The organism is Streptomyces apocyni (assembly GCF_009739465.1).
GTDB classification, from domain to species: domain Bacteria; phylum Actinomycetota; class Actinomycetes; order Streptomycetales; family Streptomycetaceae; genus Streptomyces; species Streptomyces apocyni.
The window spans coordinates 45,661-59,951 of the sequence record NZ_WHOM01000062.1; the positions used below are offsets into that span (position 1 = coordinate 45,661).

At 69.6% G+C, this 14,291-nt stretch carries 15 protein-coding genes; 7 read left to right on the forward strand and 8 right to left on the reverse strand.

Annotated elements, in window-relative coordinates; genetic code table 11:
- Nucleotides 1–29: 29 nt before the first annotated feature.
- The 3 genes from GCN81_RS17730 to GCN81_RS32410 all read left to right on the forward strand — a co-directional run bounded on the left by GCN81_RS17730 (nt 30) and on the right by GCN81_RS32410 (nt 1,756).
- Nucleotides 30–521 carry a phage holin family protein gene (locus GCN81_RS17730; RefSeq protein WP_156725620.1) on the forward strand — a complete coding sequence of 164 codons (492 nt, stop codon included), beginning with the start codon at nt 30–32 and terminating at the stop codon, nt 519–521.
- Nucleotides 518–1,462, forward strand: coding sequence for an alpha/beta fold hydrolase (locus GCN81_RS17735; RefSeq protein WP_156725621.1), 945 nt, complete (start codon nt 518–520; stop codon nt 1,460–1,462). Before GCN81_RS17730 ends, GCN81_RS17735 begins: the two co-directional genes overlap by 4 nt.
- A gap of 108 nt (nt 1,463–1,570) precedes the next feature.
- On the forward strand, nt 1,571–1,756 hold the full coding sequence (locus tag GCN81_RS32410) for a hypothetical protein (RefSeq protein WP_156725622.1): 186 nt from the start codon (nt 1,571–1,573) through the stop codon (nt 1,754–1,756).
- 74 nt (nt 1,757–1,830) lie between these two features.
- On the opposite strand, the gene GCN81_RS17745 is transcribed toward GCN81_RS32410, so the two are convergent.
- The 3 genes from GCN81_RS17745 to nth all read right to left on the reverse strand — a co-directional run bounded on the left by GCN81_RS17745 (nt 1,831) and on the right by nth (nt 4,876).
- Complete coding sequence (locus GCN81_RS17745) at nt 1,831–3,030, reverse strand: MarP family serine protease (RefSeq protein WP_156725623.1); 1,200 nt, start codon at nt 3,028–3,030, stop codon at nt 1,831–1,833.
- Between the two features lie 13 nt (nt 3,031–3,043).
- Nucleotides 3,044–3,745: an NUDIX hydrolase gene (locus GCN81_RS17750; protein ID WP_156725624.1), complete on the reverse strand. Its 702-nt coding sequence runs from the start codon at nt 3,743–3,745 to the stop codon at nt 3,044–3,046.
- A 120-nt stretch (nt 3,746–3,865) separates the two neighbouring features.
- Entirely contained in the window at nt 3,866–4,876 is a 1,011-nt protein-coding gene (nth, locus tag GCN81_RS17755) for an endonuclease III (protein WP_156725625.1), read from the reverse strand.
- A gap of 310 nt (nt 4,877–5,186) precedes the next feature.
- Here nth and GCN81_RS17760 point away from each other — a divergent pair, with 310 nt between their 5' ends.
- Entirely contained in the window at nt 5,187–5,861 is a 675-nt protein-coding gene (locus GCN81_RS17760) for a Crp/Fnr family transcriptional regulator (protein ID WP_156725626.1), read from the forward strand.
- A gap of 159 nt (nt 5,862–6,020) precedes the next feature.
- On the opposite strand, the gene GCN81_RS17765 is transcribed toward GCN81_RS17760, so the two are convergent.
- The 4 genes from GCN81_RS17765 to GCN81_RS17780 all read right to left on the reverse strand — a co-directional run bounded on the left by GCN81_RS17765 (nt 6,021) and on the right by GCN81_RS17780 (nt 8,512).
- Nucleotides 6,021–6,851 carry an MBL fold metallo-hydrolase gene (locus tag GCN81_RS17765; RefSeq protein ID WP_156725627.1) on the reverse strand — a complete coding sequence of 277 codons (831 nt, stop codon included), beginning with the start codon at nt 6,849–6,851 and terminating at the stop codon, nt 6,021–6,023.
- Nucleotides 6,848–7,750, reverse strand: coding sequence for an NUDIX hydrolase (locus GCN81_RS17770; RefSeq protein WP_156725628.1), 903 nt, complete (start codon nt 7,748–7,750; stop codon nt 6,848–6,850). Before GCN81_RS17770 ends, GCN81_RS17765 begins: the two co-directional genes overlap by 4 nt.
- A 136-nt stretch (nt 7,751–7,886) precedes the next feature.
- Nucleotides 7,887–8,354, reverse strand: a complete 468-nt coding sequence (locus tag GCN81_RS17775; protein WP_156725629.1) for a RidA family protein — start codon at nt 8,352–8,354, stop codon at nt 7,887–7,889.
- The gene (locus GCN81_RS17780) at nt 8,351–8,512 is read right to left on the reverse strand and encodes a DUF4177 domain-containing protein (RefSeq protein WP_003981536.1); all 162 of its coding nucleotides are present in this window, start codon (nt 8,510–8,512) and stop codon (nt 8,351–8,353) included. The genes GCN81_RS17775 and GCN81_RS17780 overlap by 4 nt, the downstream gene beginning before the upstream one ends.
- Nucleotides 8,513–8,583: 71 nt before the next feature.
- Between GCN81_RS17780 and GCN81_RS17785 the strand changes: the two genes are divergently transcribed.
- On the forward strand, nt 8,584–9,549 hold the full coding sequence (locus GCN81_RS17785; protein WP_156725630.1) for an ArsA family ATPase: 966 nt from the start codon (nt 8,584–8,586) through the stop codon (nt 9,547–9,549).
- Between the two features lie 136 nt (nt 9,550–9,685).
- Nucleotides 9,686–10,987 (forward strand): ArsA family ATPase, encoded by a 1,302-nt coding sequence (locus GCN81_RS17790; RefSeq protein WP_156725631.1) that lies wholly within the window; start codon nt 9,686–9,688, stop codon nt 10,985–10,987.
- 37 nt (nt 10,988–11,024) lie between these two features.
- Here GCN81_RS17790 and GCN81_RS17795 read toward each other — a convergent pair whose 3' ends face one another.
- Nucleotides 11,025–11,396: a WhiB family transcriptional regulator gene (locus tag GCN81_RS17795; protein WP_197287687.1), complete on the reverse strand. Its 372-nt coding sequence runs from the start codon at nt 11,394–11,396 to the stop codon at nt 11,025–11,027.
- A gap of 476 nt (nt 11,397–11,872) precedes the next feature.
- Here GCN81_RS17795 and GCN81_RS17800 point away from each other — a divergent pair, with 476 nt between their 5' ends.
- The gene (locus tag GCN81_RS17800) at nt 11,873–14,224 is read left to right on the forward strand and encodes a transglycosylase domain-containing protein (protein WP_156725632.1); all 2,352 of its coding nucleotides are present in this window, start codon (nt 11,873–11,875) and stop codon (nt 14,222–14,224) included.
- Nucleotides 14,225–14,291: the final 67 nt, after the last annotated feature.

The window sequence follows — 14,291 nt, forward strand, 5'->3', positions numbered from 1 at the left end:
GGAAGAGCAGAAGAGAAGAGGGGACCGCGATGAGCGCAGCCGAAGACGGAGACCGCAGCCTCGGAAAGCTGGTATCCGCGGCGACCGACCAGTTGTCCGGTCTCGTCCATGACGAGATCGCGCTGGCCAAGGCCCAGCTCCGCACCGACGTCAAGCGCATCGGTGTGGGCGGCGCCGCGTTCGTCGCCGCCATCGCGGTCCTGATCTTCTCGCTGCCGATGCTGAGCTTCGCGCTCGCGTACGGCATCCAAGCCTGGAGCGGCTGGCATCTGTCGGTCTGCTTCCTCCTCTCCTTCGCGGCCAACGTGGTGGTCGCGGGGCTGCTCGCCCTGATCGGCGTGATCTTCGCCAAGAAGGCCAAGCAGGGGAAGGGCGCGCAGAAGACCGCCGCGTCGGCCAAGGAGACGGCCGCCGTACTGGGGAACGTCAAGCCGCATCCCCGCCCGGCCACCGTCGTGGCCAGCGATGAACTCAGCGACACGGCGGTGGGGACCACACCTGTGGCACGCTCGTCCTCATGACGGACCCCGCCGCGCATTCCTTCCCCTCGGCGCCCTCCTCGGCCGTACGTATCGACGGACCCTGGACCCACCGGGACGTCGCCGCCAACGGCGCTCGCTTCCACATCGCCGAGGCGGGCGACGGGCCGCTGGTACTGCTGCTGCACGGCTTCCCGCAGTTCTGGTGGACCTGGCGGCACCAGCTCACCGCGCTCGCCGACGCGGGCTTCCGCGCGGTGGCGATGGACCTGCGCGGCACGGGCGGCAGCGACCGCACCCCGCGCGGATACGACCCCGCCAACCTCGCGCTCGACATCACCGGGGTCATCCGTTCGCTGGGCGAGCCGGACGCCGCGCTCGTCGGGCACGACCTGGGCGGGTATCTGGCATGGACCGCTGCCGTGATGCGGCCGAAGCTGGTGCGCCGCCTCGCGGTCGCCTCCATGCCGCATCCGCGGCGCTGGCGGGCGGCGATGCTGACCGACGTCAAGCAGACCTCAGCGGGCTCGTACATCTGGGGCTTCCAACGGCCGTGGCTGCCGGAGCGTCAGCTGGTCGCGGACGACGGGGCGCTGACGGGTCGGCTGATCCGGGACTGGTCGGGGCCGCGGCTGCCGGACGACGAGGCCGTGGCGACGTACCAGCGGGCGATGTGCATCCCCTCGACGGCGCACTGCTCGATCGAGCCGTACCGGTGGCTGGTGCGCTCGATGGCCCGGCCGGACGGCATCCAGTTCAACCGGCGGATGAAGCGGCCGGTACGCGTACCGACGCTCCACCTGCACGGTTCGCTCGACCCGGTGCTGCGCACCCGGAGCGCGGCGGGGTCCGGCGAGTACGTCGAGGCGCCGTACCGCTGGCGGCTGTTCGACGGGCTGGGGCACTTCCCGCACGAGGAGGACCCGGTGGCGTTCTCGACCGAGCTGGTCAACTGGCTGAAGGACCCCGAACCCGACCGCTGACGCCCGATGTGAACGGCTGTTCCCCGAACGGCCACTTGCCCGCCGCATAGGCCAATTGGGGTCTCTGAGGGCGGTTATCGACCATGGGGCACGGGCAGACGTCGGGGTATGGGCTGGACGCACGACTTCAGTGACGCAGCACGCAATCGCCGCACGGCCACCGCGGTGAACTATCCGCACCCAAGGGGCGGCCCGCAACACCAAGGGCACGATCCCCGGGTGCTGGGCATCCCACGCATCCTCCGCCGCAGGGCCCGCTGGGTCTCGGCGCGGCTGCGGCATACCCGCGCCTGAGACACCCGCCTGAGGCACGCACCTGAGACACGCTCTCAGGACCGCTCAGACCTCTCGGACCTCACAGGTCGACGTCACAGGGCACAGCCCTGAGTGTCGACCTGGCGGTTCGCCGTGCGGCCGAGGCTGATGTCCTCGCGGATCTCCTCGACGGTCAGCGCATAGCCGGTGTCCGGGTCATCCAGTGACTTCGCGAAGATCACGCCGTACACCTCGCCGTCGGGAGTGAGCAGCGGTCCACCGGAGTTGCCCTGGCGCACGGTCGCGTAGAGCGAGTAGACATCGCGGCGTACGGTGCCGCGGTGGTAGATGTCCGGGCCGTTGGCGTTGATACGGCCGCGGACGCGGGCGGATCGGACGTCGTACGGGCCGTTCTCCGGGAAGCCCGCGACGATGGCGTCGTTTCCGCTGACGGCGCTCTTGTCAGCGAACTTCAGCGGGGGTGCTTTCAGGTTCGGCACATCGATGACGGCGATGTCGCGCGCCCAGTCGTAGAGCACGACCTTGCCGTCGTACAGCTTGCCCTCGCCGCCTATCTGAACGACCGGCTCGTCGATACCGCCGACGACATGGGCGTTGGTCATCACCCGGCGGTCGGCGAAGACGAAGCCGGTGCCTTCCAGGGACTTGCCGCAGCTCGGGGCCGTGCCGGTGACCTTGACGATGGAGCGCATGGCGCGGGCGGCGACCTCGCTGTTCGCCAGCGCCGGGTCGGGGGGCTGGACTTCGGTGATCGGCTCGTTGGCGAACGGGCTGAAGACCTGGGGGAAGCCGTTCCGCGCGAGGATGGAGCTGAAGTCCGCGAACCAGGTGTCGGCCTGGGCGGGCAGGGCTCGGGAGACGCCCTGGAGCACCTTGGAGCTGCGTACCTCCTTGCCGAGCGTGGGCAGGGTGGTGACGGCCAGCGCGGAGCCGATCAGCCAGGCGACCAGCAGCATGGCGACCACGTTGACCAGGGCGCCACCGGTGGCGTCCAGGGCTCTGGCGGGGGTCCAGGTGATGTATCTGCGGAGTTTGTTGCCGAGGTGGGTGGTGAAGGCCTGGCCGATGGAGGCGCAGACGATGACCACCACGACCGCGCCGACAGCCGCGGTCGTACTCAACTCCGGTGAATCCGTGAAGGCGTCCCAGAGCACCGGCAGCAGATACACGGCGACCAGACCACCGCCCAGGAACCCGATCACCGACAGAACGCCGACGACGAAGCCCTGGCGATAGCCCACGATCGCGAACCACACGGCGGCGACCAGCAACAGGATGTCCAGCACATTCACGGAGGCCACCCTGTCACGCGTGCCAGTCGAGCGGGACCTGCCGGGAGCGGTCCCAGGGTCTCTCCCAACCCGAGTAGTGCAGAATCCGGTCGATCACCCCGGCCGTAAAGCCCCAGACCAGGGCCGATCCGACCAGAAATGCGGGACCTTGGTGCCCCCTGGGGTGTACGGCGGTGACCCGGTGCTCGGGGTCCGTGAGATGCGCCACGGGCACCGTGAAGACCCGGGCCGTCTCGCCCGGGTCGACCACGCCGATCGCGCTGGGCTCCCGCCACCAGGCCAGTACGGGCGTGACCACGAAGCCGCTCACCGGGATGTAGAGCTTGGGCAGTACGCCGAAGATCTGCACGCCCTCCGGGTCGAGCCCCGTCTCCTCCTCGGCCTCCCGCAGGGCGGCGCGCAGCGGACCCGAGGCGTGCGGGTCGCCGTCCTCGGGGTCGAGGGCGCCACCGGGGAAGGAAGGCTGTCCCGCGTGCGAGCGCAGCGAACTGGCGCGCTCCATAAGCAACAGCTCGGGCCCCTGGTCCCCCTCGCCGAAGAGGATCAGTACGGCCGACTGCCGCCCAGCTCCGCTCTCGGGCGGCAGAAAGCGGCTGAGCTGCCCGGGCTTGATGCTCTCCGACGCGCGAGCCACCGGTTCCAGCCAGGGCGGTAGCCCGGCACGTCGTACCGGCACGTCGACCGGACCATCCTGCTTCTCACTGGCACGCGTCATAAGCACCCTCGTTCGTCCCTGGCTCATGCCGGGGGGTGAAACGCCTGAGAGTGCAACGCCTGGGAGCACACGGAACGTTCCGCGTGGTGCGGGCGTTTCGCCGCGTGGATTCCGGCGTCCTCACCCGGCCCCCAGGGACGGTGCGGGCTTGCCCGGGTAGTCGGCGGGGGGCTTCAGGCGCTGCCCCGGATAGCCGCCCATCTCGTACTTCAGCAGCTTCCTGGCCTTCTCGGGGTCCGTCTCGCCCTCGCCGTAGGAAGGGCAGAGCGGCGCGATCGGGCAGGCCCCGCAGGCGGGCTTGCGAGAGTGGCAGACGCGGCGGCCGTGGAAGACCACCCGGTGCGAGAGCATCGTCCACTCACTCTTCGGGAAGATCTCGCAGACCAGCGCCTCGACCTTCTCGGGGTCCTCCTCGTCGGTCCACTTCCAGCGGCGCACCAGCCGCCCGAAGTGGGTATCCACAGTGACGCCAGGGACGCCGAACGCGTTACCCAAGACGACATTGGCGGTCTTACGGCCCACCCCGGGGAGCTTGACCAGGTCCGTCAGGTTTCCCGGGACCTCGCCGCCGTGGCGGTCCCGCAGGGCGGCCGAGAGGCCCATGATCGACTTGGTCTTGGCGCGGAAGAAGCCGGTCGGCCTGATCAGCTCCTCGACCTCCTCCGGATCAGCAGCCGCCAGGTCCTCAGGCGTGGGGTAGCGGGCGAAGAGGGCGGGCGTCGTCTGGTTCACCCGGAGGTCGGTGGTCTGGGCGGAGAGCACCGTGGCGAGCAGGAGCTGGAAGGGGTTCTCGAAGTCCAGCTCGGGATGGGCGTAGGGGTAGACCTCGGCGAGTTCGCGGTTGATACGGCGGGCGCGGCGGACGAGGGCTAGCCGCGACTCGGGCTTGGCGGGCTTGGCGGGCCGGGCGGGCTCCTTGGCCGGTGGCTTGGCGGACTTCTTGGCCGGTGGCTTGGCGGACTTCTTGGCCGGTGGCTTGGCGGACTCCTTGGCCGGTGCCTTCGCGGACTCCTTGGCCGGTGCCTTCGCGGTCTTGGCCGGTGGCTTGCTTGCTTTGCTGGCTTTGGTGGTCTTGGTGCTCTGTGCGGGTGCCTTGGCGGGCTCGCCGGACCTCTGTTCGGCTGGTTTCACGCCACTCCCCCTGTCCGTTTCGCGGCATTCTTTGACCCTGTTGGAGCCTGTTCGCCCACAGCGGAATCGCAGCGCTCGGCCACCTTCACAGCCCCCATGGCCTGTGCTCTCACCGGGGTATTGGACACTCGGCCAGCCTAAGGCCGAGCACCGACATCCGCCCCGGACCCCGAAGAACAGGCCCCGATTGGGCCCCCTGTCTCACGCCATGCGACACCCGTACGGCATCCTTGTGACTGATCACACTGTTTGGACCGTCCGGCAAAATGGGGACTACGGTCCCTTGATGCAGGTCGATAGGAGAGAACTCGTGGACGACGTTCTGCGGCGCGCCCCGCTCTTCGCGGCGCTCGATGACGAGCAGGCCGCGGAGCTCCGCGCCTCCATGAGTGAGGTGACGCTCGCACGCAGCGAAGCGCTGTTTCACGAGGGCGACCCCGGAGACCGCCTGTACGTGGTCACCGAGGGCAAGGTGAAGCTCCACCGCACGTCGCCCGACGGCCGCGAGAACATGCTCGCTGTCCTCGGCCCCGGCGAGCTGATCGGCGAGCTCTCGCTCTTCGATCCGGGCCCGCGCACCGCCACCGCCAGCGCCCTCACCGAGGTCAAGCTGCTCGGCCTCGGCCACGGCGACCTGCAGCCCTGGCTCAACGCCCGGCCGGAGGTCGCCACCGCCCTGCTGCGCGCCGTCGCCCGGCGCCTGCGCAGGACCAACGACCAGATGTCCGACCTGGTCTTCTCCGACGTCCCCGGCCGCGTCGCACGCGCCCTGCTGGACCTGTCGCGCCGCTTCGGCGTGCAGTCGGAGGAGGGCATCCACGTCGTACACGACCTCACGCAGGAGGAGCTGGCCCAGCTGGTCGGCGCTTCCCGCGAGACGGTCAACAAGGCCCTGGCCGACTTCGCGGGCCGCGGCTGGCTCCGCCTGGAGGCACGCGCCGTGATCCTGCTCGACGTGGAGCGGCTCGCCAAGCGCTCGCGCTGACGCGGTCGGCGCACATGACATGCGTGACATGGCTGGGGCCCCACCCGTCGGTGGGGCCCCAGCCATGTCACGAGGCCATGTCACGAGCCATGTCACCAGGCGCGTCACCAGGAGTCAGATCAGGCCGCGCCCGCCTCAGACCAAGGCCGCGCCCCCGCCTCAGACCAAGCCGTGCTCCCGCAGATACTCCAGCTGCGCCCGCACCGACAGCTCCGCTGCCGGCCACAGCGAGCGGTCCACGTCCGCGTACACATGCGCGACGACCTCACCCGCCGTGCGGTACCCGGACTCCACGGCCGTCTCGACCTGGGCGAGCCGACTCGCCCGGTGCGCCAGGTAGAACTCGACCGCGCCCTGAGCGTCATCCAGTACGGGCCCGTGGCCCGGCAGCACCGTACGCACCCCGTCGTCCACGGTCAGCGAGCGCAGCCGGCGCAGGGAGTCCAGGTAGTCGCCGAGGCGGCCGTCCGGGTGCGCCACCATCGTCGTACCGCGCCCGAGAATGGTGTCGCCCGTCAGAACCGCCTGGTCGGCGGGCAGATGGAAGCAGAGAGAGTCCGCGGTGTGCCCCGGCGTGGGTACCACCCGAAGCTCCACGCCTCCCGTATCGATGACGTCGCCCGCCGTCAGGCCCTCGTCGCCGAGACGCAGCGCCGGGTCGAGGGCGCGGACGTCGCTACGGGTGAGTTCGGCGAAGCGGGCGGCCCCTTCCGCGTGGTCCGGGTGACCGTGGGTGAGCAGGGTCAGCGCGATGCGCTTGCCCGCCTTCTCGGCGGTCTCGATCACGCGCCGTAGATGGCCGTCGTCCAGCGGGCCCGGGTCGATGACCACCGCGAGATCGGAGTCCGGCTCGGCGACGATCCAGGTGTTGGTGCCGTCCAGGGTCATCGCGGACGGGTTCGGGGCCAGGACGTTGACGGCCCGCGCGGTGGCGGGGCCCGAGACGACCTCGCCGCGCGGCTGTCCGGGCAGTGCGGCCGCGTCGGTCACGGGGAACCCTCCGCCGTGGGGATGTGCTTGGTGAACTCCGTGTGCCCCGGCCAGCTGAGCACCACTTCGTCGCCCTCCAGTCGGGCCTGGGCCAGTACGGGGGTCAGGTCGCGGTCCGCCGACGCGGTGAGGGCTTCGGCGGCGGTGGCGTACGGGAGCAGCTGGCGCAGCGTCGCGACCGTCGGCGGCATCATCAGCAGCTCGCCCTTGTCGTAGCCCGCCGTGGCGTCCTGCGGGCTGATCCACACCGTACGGTCCGCCTCGGTCGAGGCGTTGCGGGTGCGCTGGCCCTCGGGGAGCGCGGCCACGAAGAACCAGGTGTCGTAGCGCTTCGGCTCGAACTCCGGGGTGATCCAGCGCGCCCACACACCCAGCAGGTCGCTGCGCAGCACCAGCCCGCGTCGGTCCAGGAACTCGGCGAAGGAGAGCTCGCGGGCCACCAGTGCCTCGCGGTCGGCCTCCCAGTCGGCGCCGGTGATGTCCGAGACGACGCTGTCGGCGGTCGGGCCCGCGAGGAGTACACCCGCCTCCTCGAACGTCTCACGCACCGCCGCGCAGACGACAGCCTGTGCCTCGGTCTCCGCGACGCCGAGGCGCTCGGCCCAGGCGCTGAGCGCCGGGCCCGCCCAGCCGACCAGGTGGTCGTCGTCCCGCGGGTCGACGCCGCCGCCCGGATAGGCGTACGCGCCTCCGGCGAAGGCCATGGAGGCGCGTCTGCGCAGCATGTGAACGGCGGGTCCGCTCGCCGCCGTGTCCGCCACCGTGCCCGCCGCCATGTCCGCGTCCCGCAGCAGCATGACCGTCGCCGCGCGCTTGGGGAGCGCGGGGCGCAGCGTGCCGTTCGCCAGGGCACGGATGCGGTCGGGCCACTCCGGTGGGTACCACTGACCATTAGCCATGGCCGGAGGCTATCCGGTGGCGCGTTGATGTTCGAGGGGCAACATTCTTTGCCCCTCAGGAGCTGCCCCTCAGGCGCTGCTCCCCTCAGGCGTTGCTGCCGCTCAGGCGTTGCTGCCGCTCAGTCGTGGCTGCCGCTCAGACCTCGGCCAGCTCGACCTGGACCTCGACCTCGACCGGAGCGTCCAGCGGAAGGACCGCCACGCCCACCGCGCTGCGGGCGTGCACGCCCTTGTCGCCCAGCGCTTCGCCCAGCAGCTCACTGGCGCCGTTGATGACACCCGGCTGGCCGGTGAAGTCCGCGGCCGACGCGACGAAGCCGACGACCTTCACGACCCGGACGATACGGTCCAGGTCCCCGGCGACCGACTTGACCGCCGCCAGCGCGTTCAGCGCGCAGGTGCGGGCCAGTTCCTTGGCCTCGTCGGCGGTGACCTCGGCGCCGACCTTGCCGGTGACCGGCAGTTTGCCGTCCACCATCGGGAGCTGGCCCGAGGTGTACACGTACACACCGGACTGGATGGCGGGCTGGTACGAGGCGAGCGGCGGGACGACCTCCGGAAGCGTCAGCCCCAGCGCGGCGAGCTTCTCCTCAACGGCGCTCATGCCTGCTTCTCCCGCTTCAGGTAGGCCACCAGCTGCTCGGGGTTGTTCGGTCCGGGCACGACCTGGACGAGCTCCCAGCCGTCCTCGCCCCAGGTGTCCAGAATCTGCTTGGTCGCGTGGACGAGCAGCGGCACAGTCACGTATTCCCACTTGGTCATACGGCGACTGTAATGCCTGCCACGGACAGCCCCATGCGTAGCCCACGGCACGACTGGTTAGGCTCGCATACGTGAGCAGGCTCCAGGTCGTCAGCGGCAAGGGCGGTACCGGTAAGACCACGGTCGCCGCCGCCCTCGCGCTCGCCCTCGCGACCGAGGGCAAACGCGCCCTGCTGGTCGAGGTCGAGGGCAGACAGGGCATCGCGCAGCTCTTCGAAACCGAAGCGCTGCCCTATGAGGAGCGCAAGGTCGCGGTCGCTCCCGGCGGCGGGGAGGTGTACGCACTCGCCATCGACGTCGAACTGGCGCTGCTCGACTATCTGCAGATGTTCTACCGGCTCGGCGGCGCGGGCCGGGCCCTGAGAAAGATCGGCGCGATCGACTTCGCCACCACGATCGCGCCCGGTGTACGGGATGTCCTGCTGACCGGCAAGGTCTGCGAGGCCGTACGCCGCAAGGACAAGCAGGGCCGGTTCGCGTACGACTACGTCGTCATGGACGCCCCGCCGACCGGCCGCATCACCCGCTTCCTGAACGTGAACGACGAGGTGGCCGGGCTGGCGAAGATCGGCCCGATACACAATCAGGCGCAGGCCGTGATGCGGGTGCTCAAGTCGCCGGAGACGGCGGTGCATCTGGTGACGCTGCTGGAGGAGATGCCGGTCCAGGAGACGGTGGACGGCATGGCGGAGCTCAAGGCCGCCGGGCTGCCCGCGGGCCGGGTCCTGGTGAACATGGTGCGCCCCGCCGTCCTGGACGCGCCGGTGCCCACCGACGTACGCCGCCAGGACATCGCCAAGGCGCTCTCCCGGGCGGGCCTTGGCGGGGCGCGTAAGGGCGGCCGGGCCGAGCAGTTGGTCGAACCGCTGCTCGCGCAGGCCGCCGACTACGAGGAGCGGGTCGCCCTGGAGCGTCGGCAGCGGGCTGAGCTGGCTGAGCTGGGGCTTCCCGTGCACGAGTTGGAGCTGCTGGCCGAGGGCATCGACCTGGCGGGGCTGTTCCGGCTCGCGGCCGAACTGCGGAAGCAAGGCCTGTGAGCGCGCGGGCAAGACCTGTGAGCCGCCCCGCGCACCCAACCGCGTACCACCACGCGCAGCACGCCCGGCTCGCGCACCACGCCCAGCTCGCGCAGCACGCGCGCCACGCGCACCACGCCAAGGAGGGGGCCAGCCGATGAGCCTGACACCGGCCGTACCGCTGGACGTCGACCCGCTGCTAGACGATCCCGAGACCCGCATCATGGTGTGCTGCGGCGCCGGCGGCGTGGGCAAGACCACCACCGCGGCGGCGCTGGGACTGCGCGCGGCGGAGCGCGGCCGCAAGGTCGTCGTCCTCACCATCGACCCCGCGCGCAGGCTGGCGCAGTCCATGGGCATCGACTCGTTGGACAACACGCCACGGCGGGTCAAGGACGTGGACGGTCCCGGTGAACTGCACGCCATGATGCTGGACATGAAGCGCACCTTCGACGAGATCGTCGAGGCGCACGCGGACGCCGAGCGGTCCCGGGCGATCCTGGAGAACCCCTTCTACCAGTCCCTGTCGGCCGGGTTCGCGGGCACGCAGGAGTACATGGCGATGGAGAAGCTGGGTCAGTTGCGGTCCCGCGAGGAGTGGGACCTGATCGTGGTCGACACTCCGCCTTCGCGTTCCGCGCTGGACTTCCTGGACGCGCCGAAGAACCTCGGGTCGTTCCTGGACGGCAAGTTCATCCGCGTGCTGATGGCTCCGGCGAAGGTCGGCGGGCGGGCCGGGATGAAGTTCCTCAATGTCGGTATGTCGATGATGACGGGGACGCTCGGCAAGCTGCTGGGCGGTCAGTTCCTGCGCGACGTACAGACCTTCGTGGCGGCCATGGACACCATGTTCGGCGGTTTCCGCACCCGCGCGGACGCCACCTATCAGCTGCTGCAGGCACCAGGGACGGCGTTTCTCGTGGTGGCGGCCCCGGAGCGGGACGCGCTACGGGAGGCGGCGTACTTCGTCGAGCGGCTGGCCGCCGAGAAGATGCCGCTCGCCGGGCTCGTACTGAATCGCGTGCACGGCAGCGGCGCCGCTCAGCTGTCCGCCGAGCGGGCGCTCGCCGCTGCGGAAAATCTTGACGAACGCCGCATTGTGGATCAGGACGCCGGGAAGGTAGGAGTGCAGAACTCCCCCGAGACGCCCAGTGGATCTCCCGAGCCCGAGCCCGCGCACTCTGTGGACGGCACAAACAGCGCAGACGGCACCGACGGCACGGACACCGTTGACGCGCACGCCCAGCACCTGACCACAGGCCTGCTGCGGTTGCACGCCGAGCGCATGCAGTTGCTGGCGCGCGAGCAGCGCACCCGCGACCGCTTCACCGCGCTCCACCCCGAGGTGGCGGTCACCGAAGTAGCCGCCCTGCCCGGCGATGTGCACGACCTCGCAGGGCTACGGGACATCGGAGACCGACTCGCGGCCGGTGGCACTCGCCCGACCGGAGCTGCCTGACGCCTCGCCTGACGTCTCGCTGGCGTCTCGCGGTGGGCTAGCCCACCGCTGCGTAACTCTCGTAGTGCTCCTGCTCGCCGATCTCGTCGACGTCCATGTCGACGTCGACGCCCACGGGCAGGATTCCCGCGCTGCGCTCGTACTCGATACGTGCGGTCTCGAGCAGTCGGCGCCAGGAGGTGACCGTGGGGCGCCTGCGCAACAGTGCGCGTCGCTCCCGCTCGGTCATGCCGCCCCACACACCGAACTCGACGCGATTGTCGAGCGCGTCGGCCAGGCACTCGGTCCGCACCGGACATCCGGTGCACACCGCCTTGGCCCTGTTCTGCGCCGCTCCTTGTACGAACAGTTCATCCGGATCGGTAGTGCGACAGGCCGCCTGCGCACTCCAGTCGGTTACCCAGCCCATGCCGGCGCCGTCCTCTCCCGAATCGAGGCTCCCCCACGGCGGCAGCGGCATATTCACCGCCGCCAGTTGAGGACGTTACGGAAGGTCTCGACTGTGCAACACCCCCGTGGGGCCCAATCTTGAATGGCCCGAACGGACTATGCGTAAGCGGCAGATCACCCGACGGAGTGAGCTGCGGACATGCGCGATGAACCCGACAAAACGGGAGGCATTAGCTGAGTCACAACGGGCACAAGGTGACGCATGAGGCGGATTCGGACACGGATCCGTCGGATTCGGGGACGACGGAAGTGACCAGACTGAGAGAACTGGGGGAACAGAGAGGACTGGGTGAACAGGGGGAACAGGGGTAAACATGGAGAACTGGGGGAATCTCCTCTGAAACCGCACCGGTGCGACAGCCGCTGTGACAGTTGAGTGCAGCTTAGGCCAAGGCATATACGCCTGTCCGGCGATTCAGAACGTAGGCTGCACCCATGGGAAACACGCGCTCGGGCGGAGGGCTGTCCATCGGTCAGCAGATCGCCAAGTTCCTCGGTGTCAGCGTCCTCTCGGGCGCCGTACTGGCCGGCATCGCACTGCCCGCGGCGGGTGCGCTCGGTCTCGCGGCCAAGGGATCGGTCGAGGGGTTCGACGAGATTCCGTCCAACTTGGAGCGGCCGCCGCTGAGTCAGCGCACGACCATCCTGGACTCGCACGGGGAGACGATCGCCACGGTCTTCTCGCGTGACCGCACGCTGGTCGACCTCAAGGACATCTCGCCGTACATGCAGAAGGCGATCGTCGCGATCGAGGACTCCCGGTTCTACGAGCACGGCGCGATCGACCTCAAGGGGATCCTGCGCGCACTCAACGAGAACGCGCAGTCCGGCGAGGTGTCCCAGGGCGCGTCCACACTCACCCAGCAGTACGTCAAGAACGTCTTCGTCGAGGAGGCGGGCGACGACCCGGAGAAGGTCGCCGAGGCCACTCAGCAGACCATCGGCCGGAAGATCCGCGAGCTCAAGTACGCGATCCAGATCGAGGAGATGCTCGGCAAGAAGGGCATCCTCGAGAACTACCTGAACATCACCTTCTTCGGACAGCAGGCGTACGGCGTCGAGGCCGCCGCCCACCGGTACTTCTCCAAGCCCGCCAAGGATCTCAAGCTGGAGGAGGCCGCGCTGCTGGCAGGTCTCGTCCAGTCGCCGAGCCGGTACGACCCGGTCAACGACGCGCAGGAGGCCACCAAGCGCCGCAACGTCGTCCTGCAGCGGATGGTCGAGACGGGCGACATCACGCAGGAAGAGGCCACCAAGGCGAAGAAGAAGGACCTCGGCCTGAAGATCAGCAAGCCGCAGAACGGCTGCATCACCGCGGTGAAGGGCGCCACGTTCTTCTGCGACTACGTGCAGGAGGTCTTCCTCAACGACCCGGTCTTCGGCAAGACCAGGGAAGACCGCCAGAAGATCTGGAACCAGGGCGGGCTGCGGATCAAGACGACGCTGGACGCCCAGGCCCAGGAGAGCGTTCAGCAGGCCATCAAGAACAACGTCAAGAAGAACGACGAGGTGGCGACCGCGGTCACCCTCGTCGAGCCGGGCACCGGCAAGATCCTCGGCATGGGCCAGTCACGGCCGTACGGCTACGGGAAGAACGAGACCGAGATCAACCTCTCGGTGGACAAGGACATGGGCGGCGGCGGGGGCTACCAGCCGGGTTCGACGTTCAAGCCGATCATCGCGGCGGCCGCCCTGGAGAAGGGCATGTCGCCGACGCAGGTGTACGGGTCGCCGTACGACATGGCGTACCCGAGCCCGGTGTCGACGTGTGACGGCAACTGGGTCAACACCTCGAACGAGCGGGTGGAGAACGAGACGTCGGAGGAGGTCGGCCCGTACGACCTCAAGGAAGCGACCAAGCTGTCGGTCAACACCTACTTCGTCGAGCTGATCAGCGACGTCGGTATCTGCCCGGTGACCAAGATGGCCAGGAAGATGGGCGCCACGCGCGCCGACGGCAACCCGATCGCGCAGGTGCCGTCCATGACGCTGGGCTCCAACGAGATGTCGCCGCTGACGATGGCGTCGGCGTACGCGACGTTCGCCTCGCGCGGCACGTACTGCACGCCGGTGGCCATCGAGGCGGTCACCGGAGCGGACGGCAAGGCGATGGAGGTGCCGAAGTCCGCGTGCTCGCGCGCCATGTCCACGAAGACGGCCGACACCATCAGCGGCCTGCTCAAGGGCGTGGTCGAGGCGGGTACGGGCCAGCAGGCGGGTCTCGGCGCCGACCGGCCGAACGCGGGCAAGACCGGTACCACCGACTTCCGTTACGCGGCCTGGTTCGTGGGCTACACGCCGAACATGTCGGGCGCGGTGTGGGTCGGCGACCCGATGCACAAGCGGAAGATGATCGACATCACCATCGGCGGCCGCTACCACGCCAAGGTGTTCGGTGGCGGGGTCCCGGGCCCGATCTGGAAGCAGGCGATGAGCGGCGCGCTGGACGGCAAGCCGGCGCCGGGCCTGCAGACGGTGCACATCCCGGACGCGAAGGACGAGGACAAGGACGAGGACCGCGACGGGGACGACGGCGGCGATGGCGGTGATGGCGGTGATGGCGGCAACGCCACCGGCGGAACCGACGACGGGAAGCCGGGGGGCGGGCCTGGTGGCGGGACCATCGGCGGCGCAATCGGCGGCACCACCACCGGTGGCGGCACCACGACCGGCGGAACCACCGGCGGCGGGGGCAACGACGGCAATAACGGAGGGACCGGCGGCAACTGGCGAGACATCATCGGCGGCGGAACCGGCGACAGCGGCGGCTGGCCCACGCTCCGCTGATGACAGGGGCGGGCGCCGGGCCTCCGCACTGGCCCGTACGTGACTGAGGGCGCTCCCTCGCGAAAGT

Excerpts from the sequence above, each read along its gene's own strand:
- GCN81_RS17730 (WP_156725620.1), top strand. The coding sequence starts at position 30 with ATGAGCGCAGCCGAAGACGGAGACCGCAGCCTCGGAAAGCTGGTATCC.
- GCN81_RS17735 (WP_156725621.1), top strand. The coding sequence starts at position 518 with ATGACGGACCCCGCCGCGCATTCCTTCCCCTCGGCGCCCTCCTCGGCC.
- GCN81_RS32410 (WP_156725622.1), top strand. The coding sequence starts at position 1,571 with ATGGGCTGGACGCACGACTTCAGTGACGCAGCACGCAATCGCCGCACG.
- GCN81_RS17750 (WP_156725624.1), bottom strand. The coding sequence starts at position 3,745 with ATGACGCGTGCCAGTGAGAAGCAGGATGGTCCGGTCGACGTGCCGGTA.
- GCN81_RS17770 (WP_156725628.1), bottom strand. The coding sequence starts at position 7,750 with ATGGCTAATGGTCAGTGGTACCCACCGGAGTGGCCCGACCGCATCCGT.
- GCN81_RS17775 (WP_156725629.1), bottom strand. The coding sequence starts at position 8,354 with ATGAGCGCCGTTGAGGAGAAGCTCGCCGCGCTGGGGCTGACGCTTCCG.
- GCN81_RS17780 (WP_003981536.1), bottom strand. The coding sequence starts at position 8,512 with ATGACCAAGTGGGAATACGTGACTGTGCCGCTGCTCGTCCACGCGACC.
- GCN81_RS17790 (WP_156725631.1), top strand. The coding sequence starts at position 9,686 with ATGAGCCTGACACCGGCCGTACCGCTGGACGTCGACCCGCTGCTAGAC.
- GCN81_RS17795 (WP_197287687.1), bottom strand. The coding sequence starts at position 11,396 with ATGGGCTGGGTAACCGACTGGAGTGCGCAGGCGGCCTGTCGCACTACC.
- GCN81_RS17800 (WP_156725632.1), top strand. The coding sequence starts at position 11,873 with ATGGGAAACACGCGCTCGGGCGGAGGGCTGTCCATCGGTCAGCAGATC.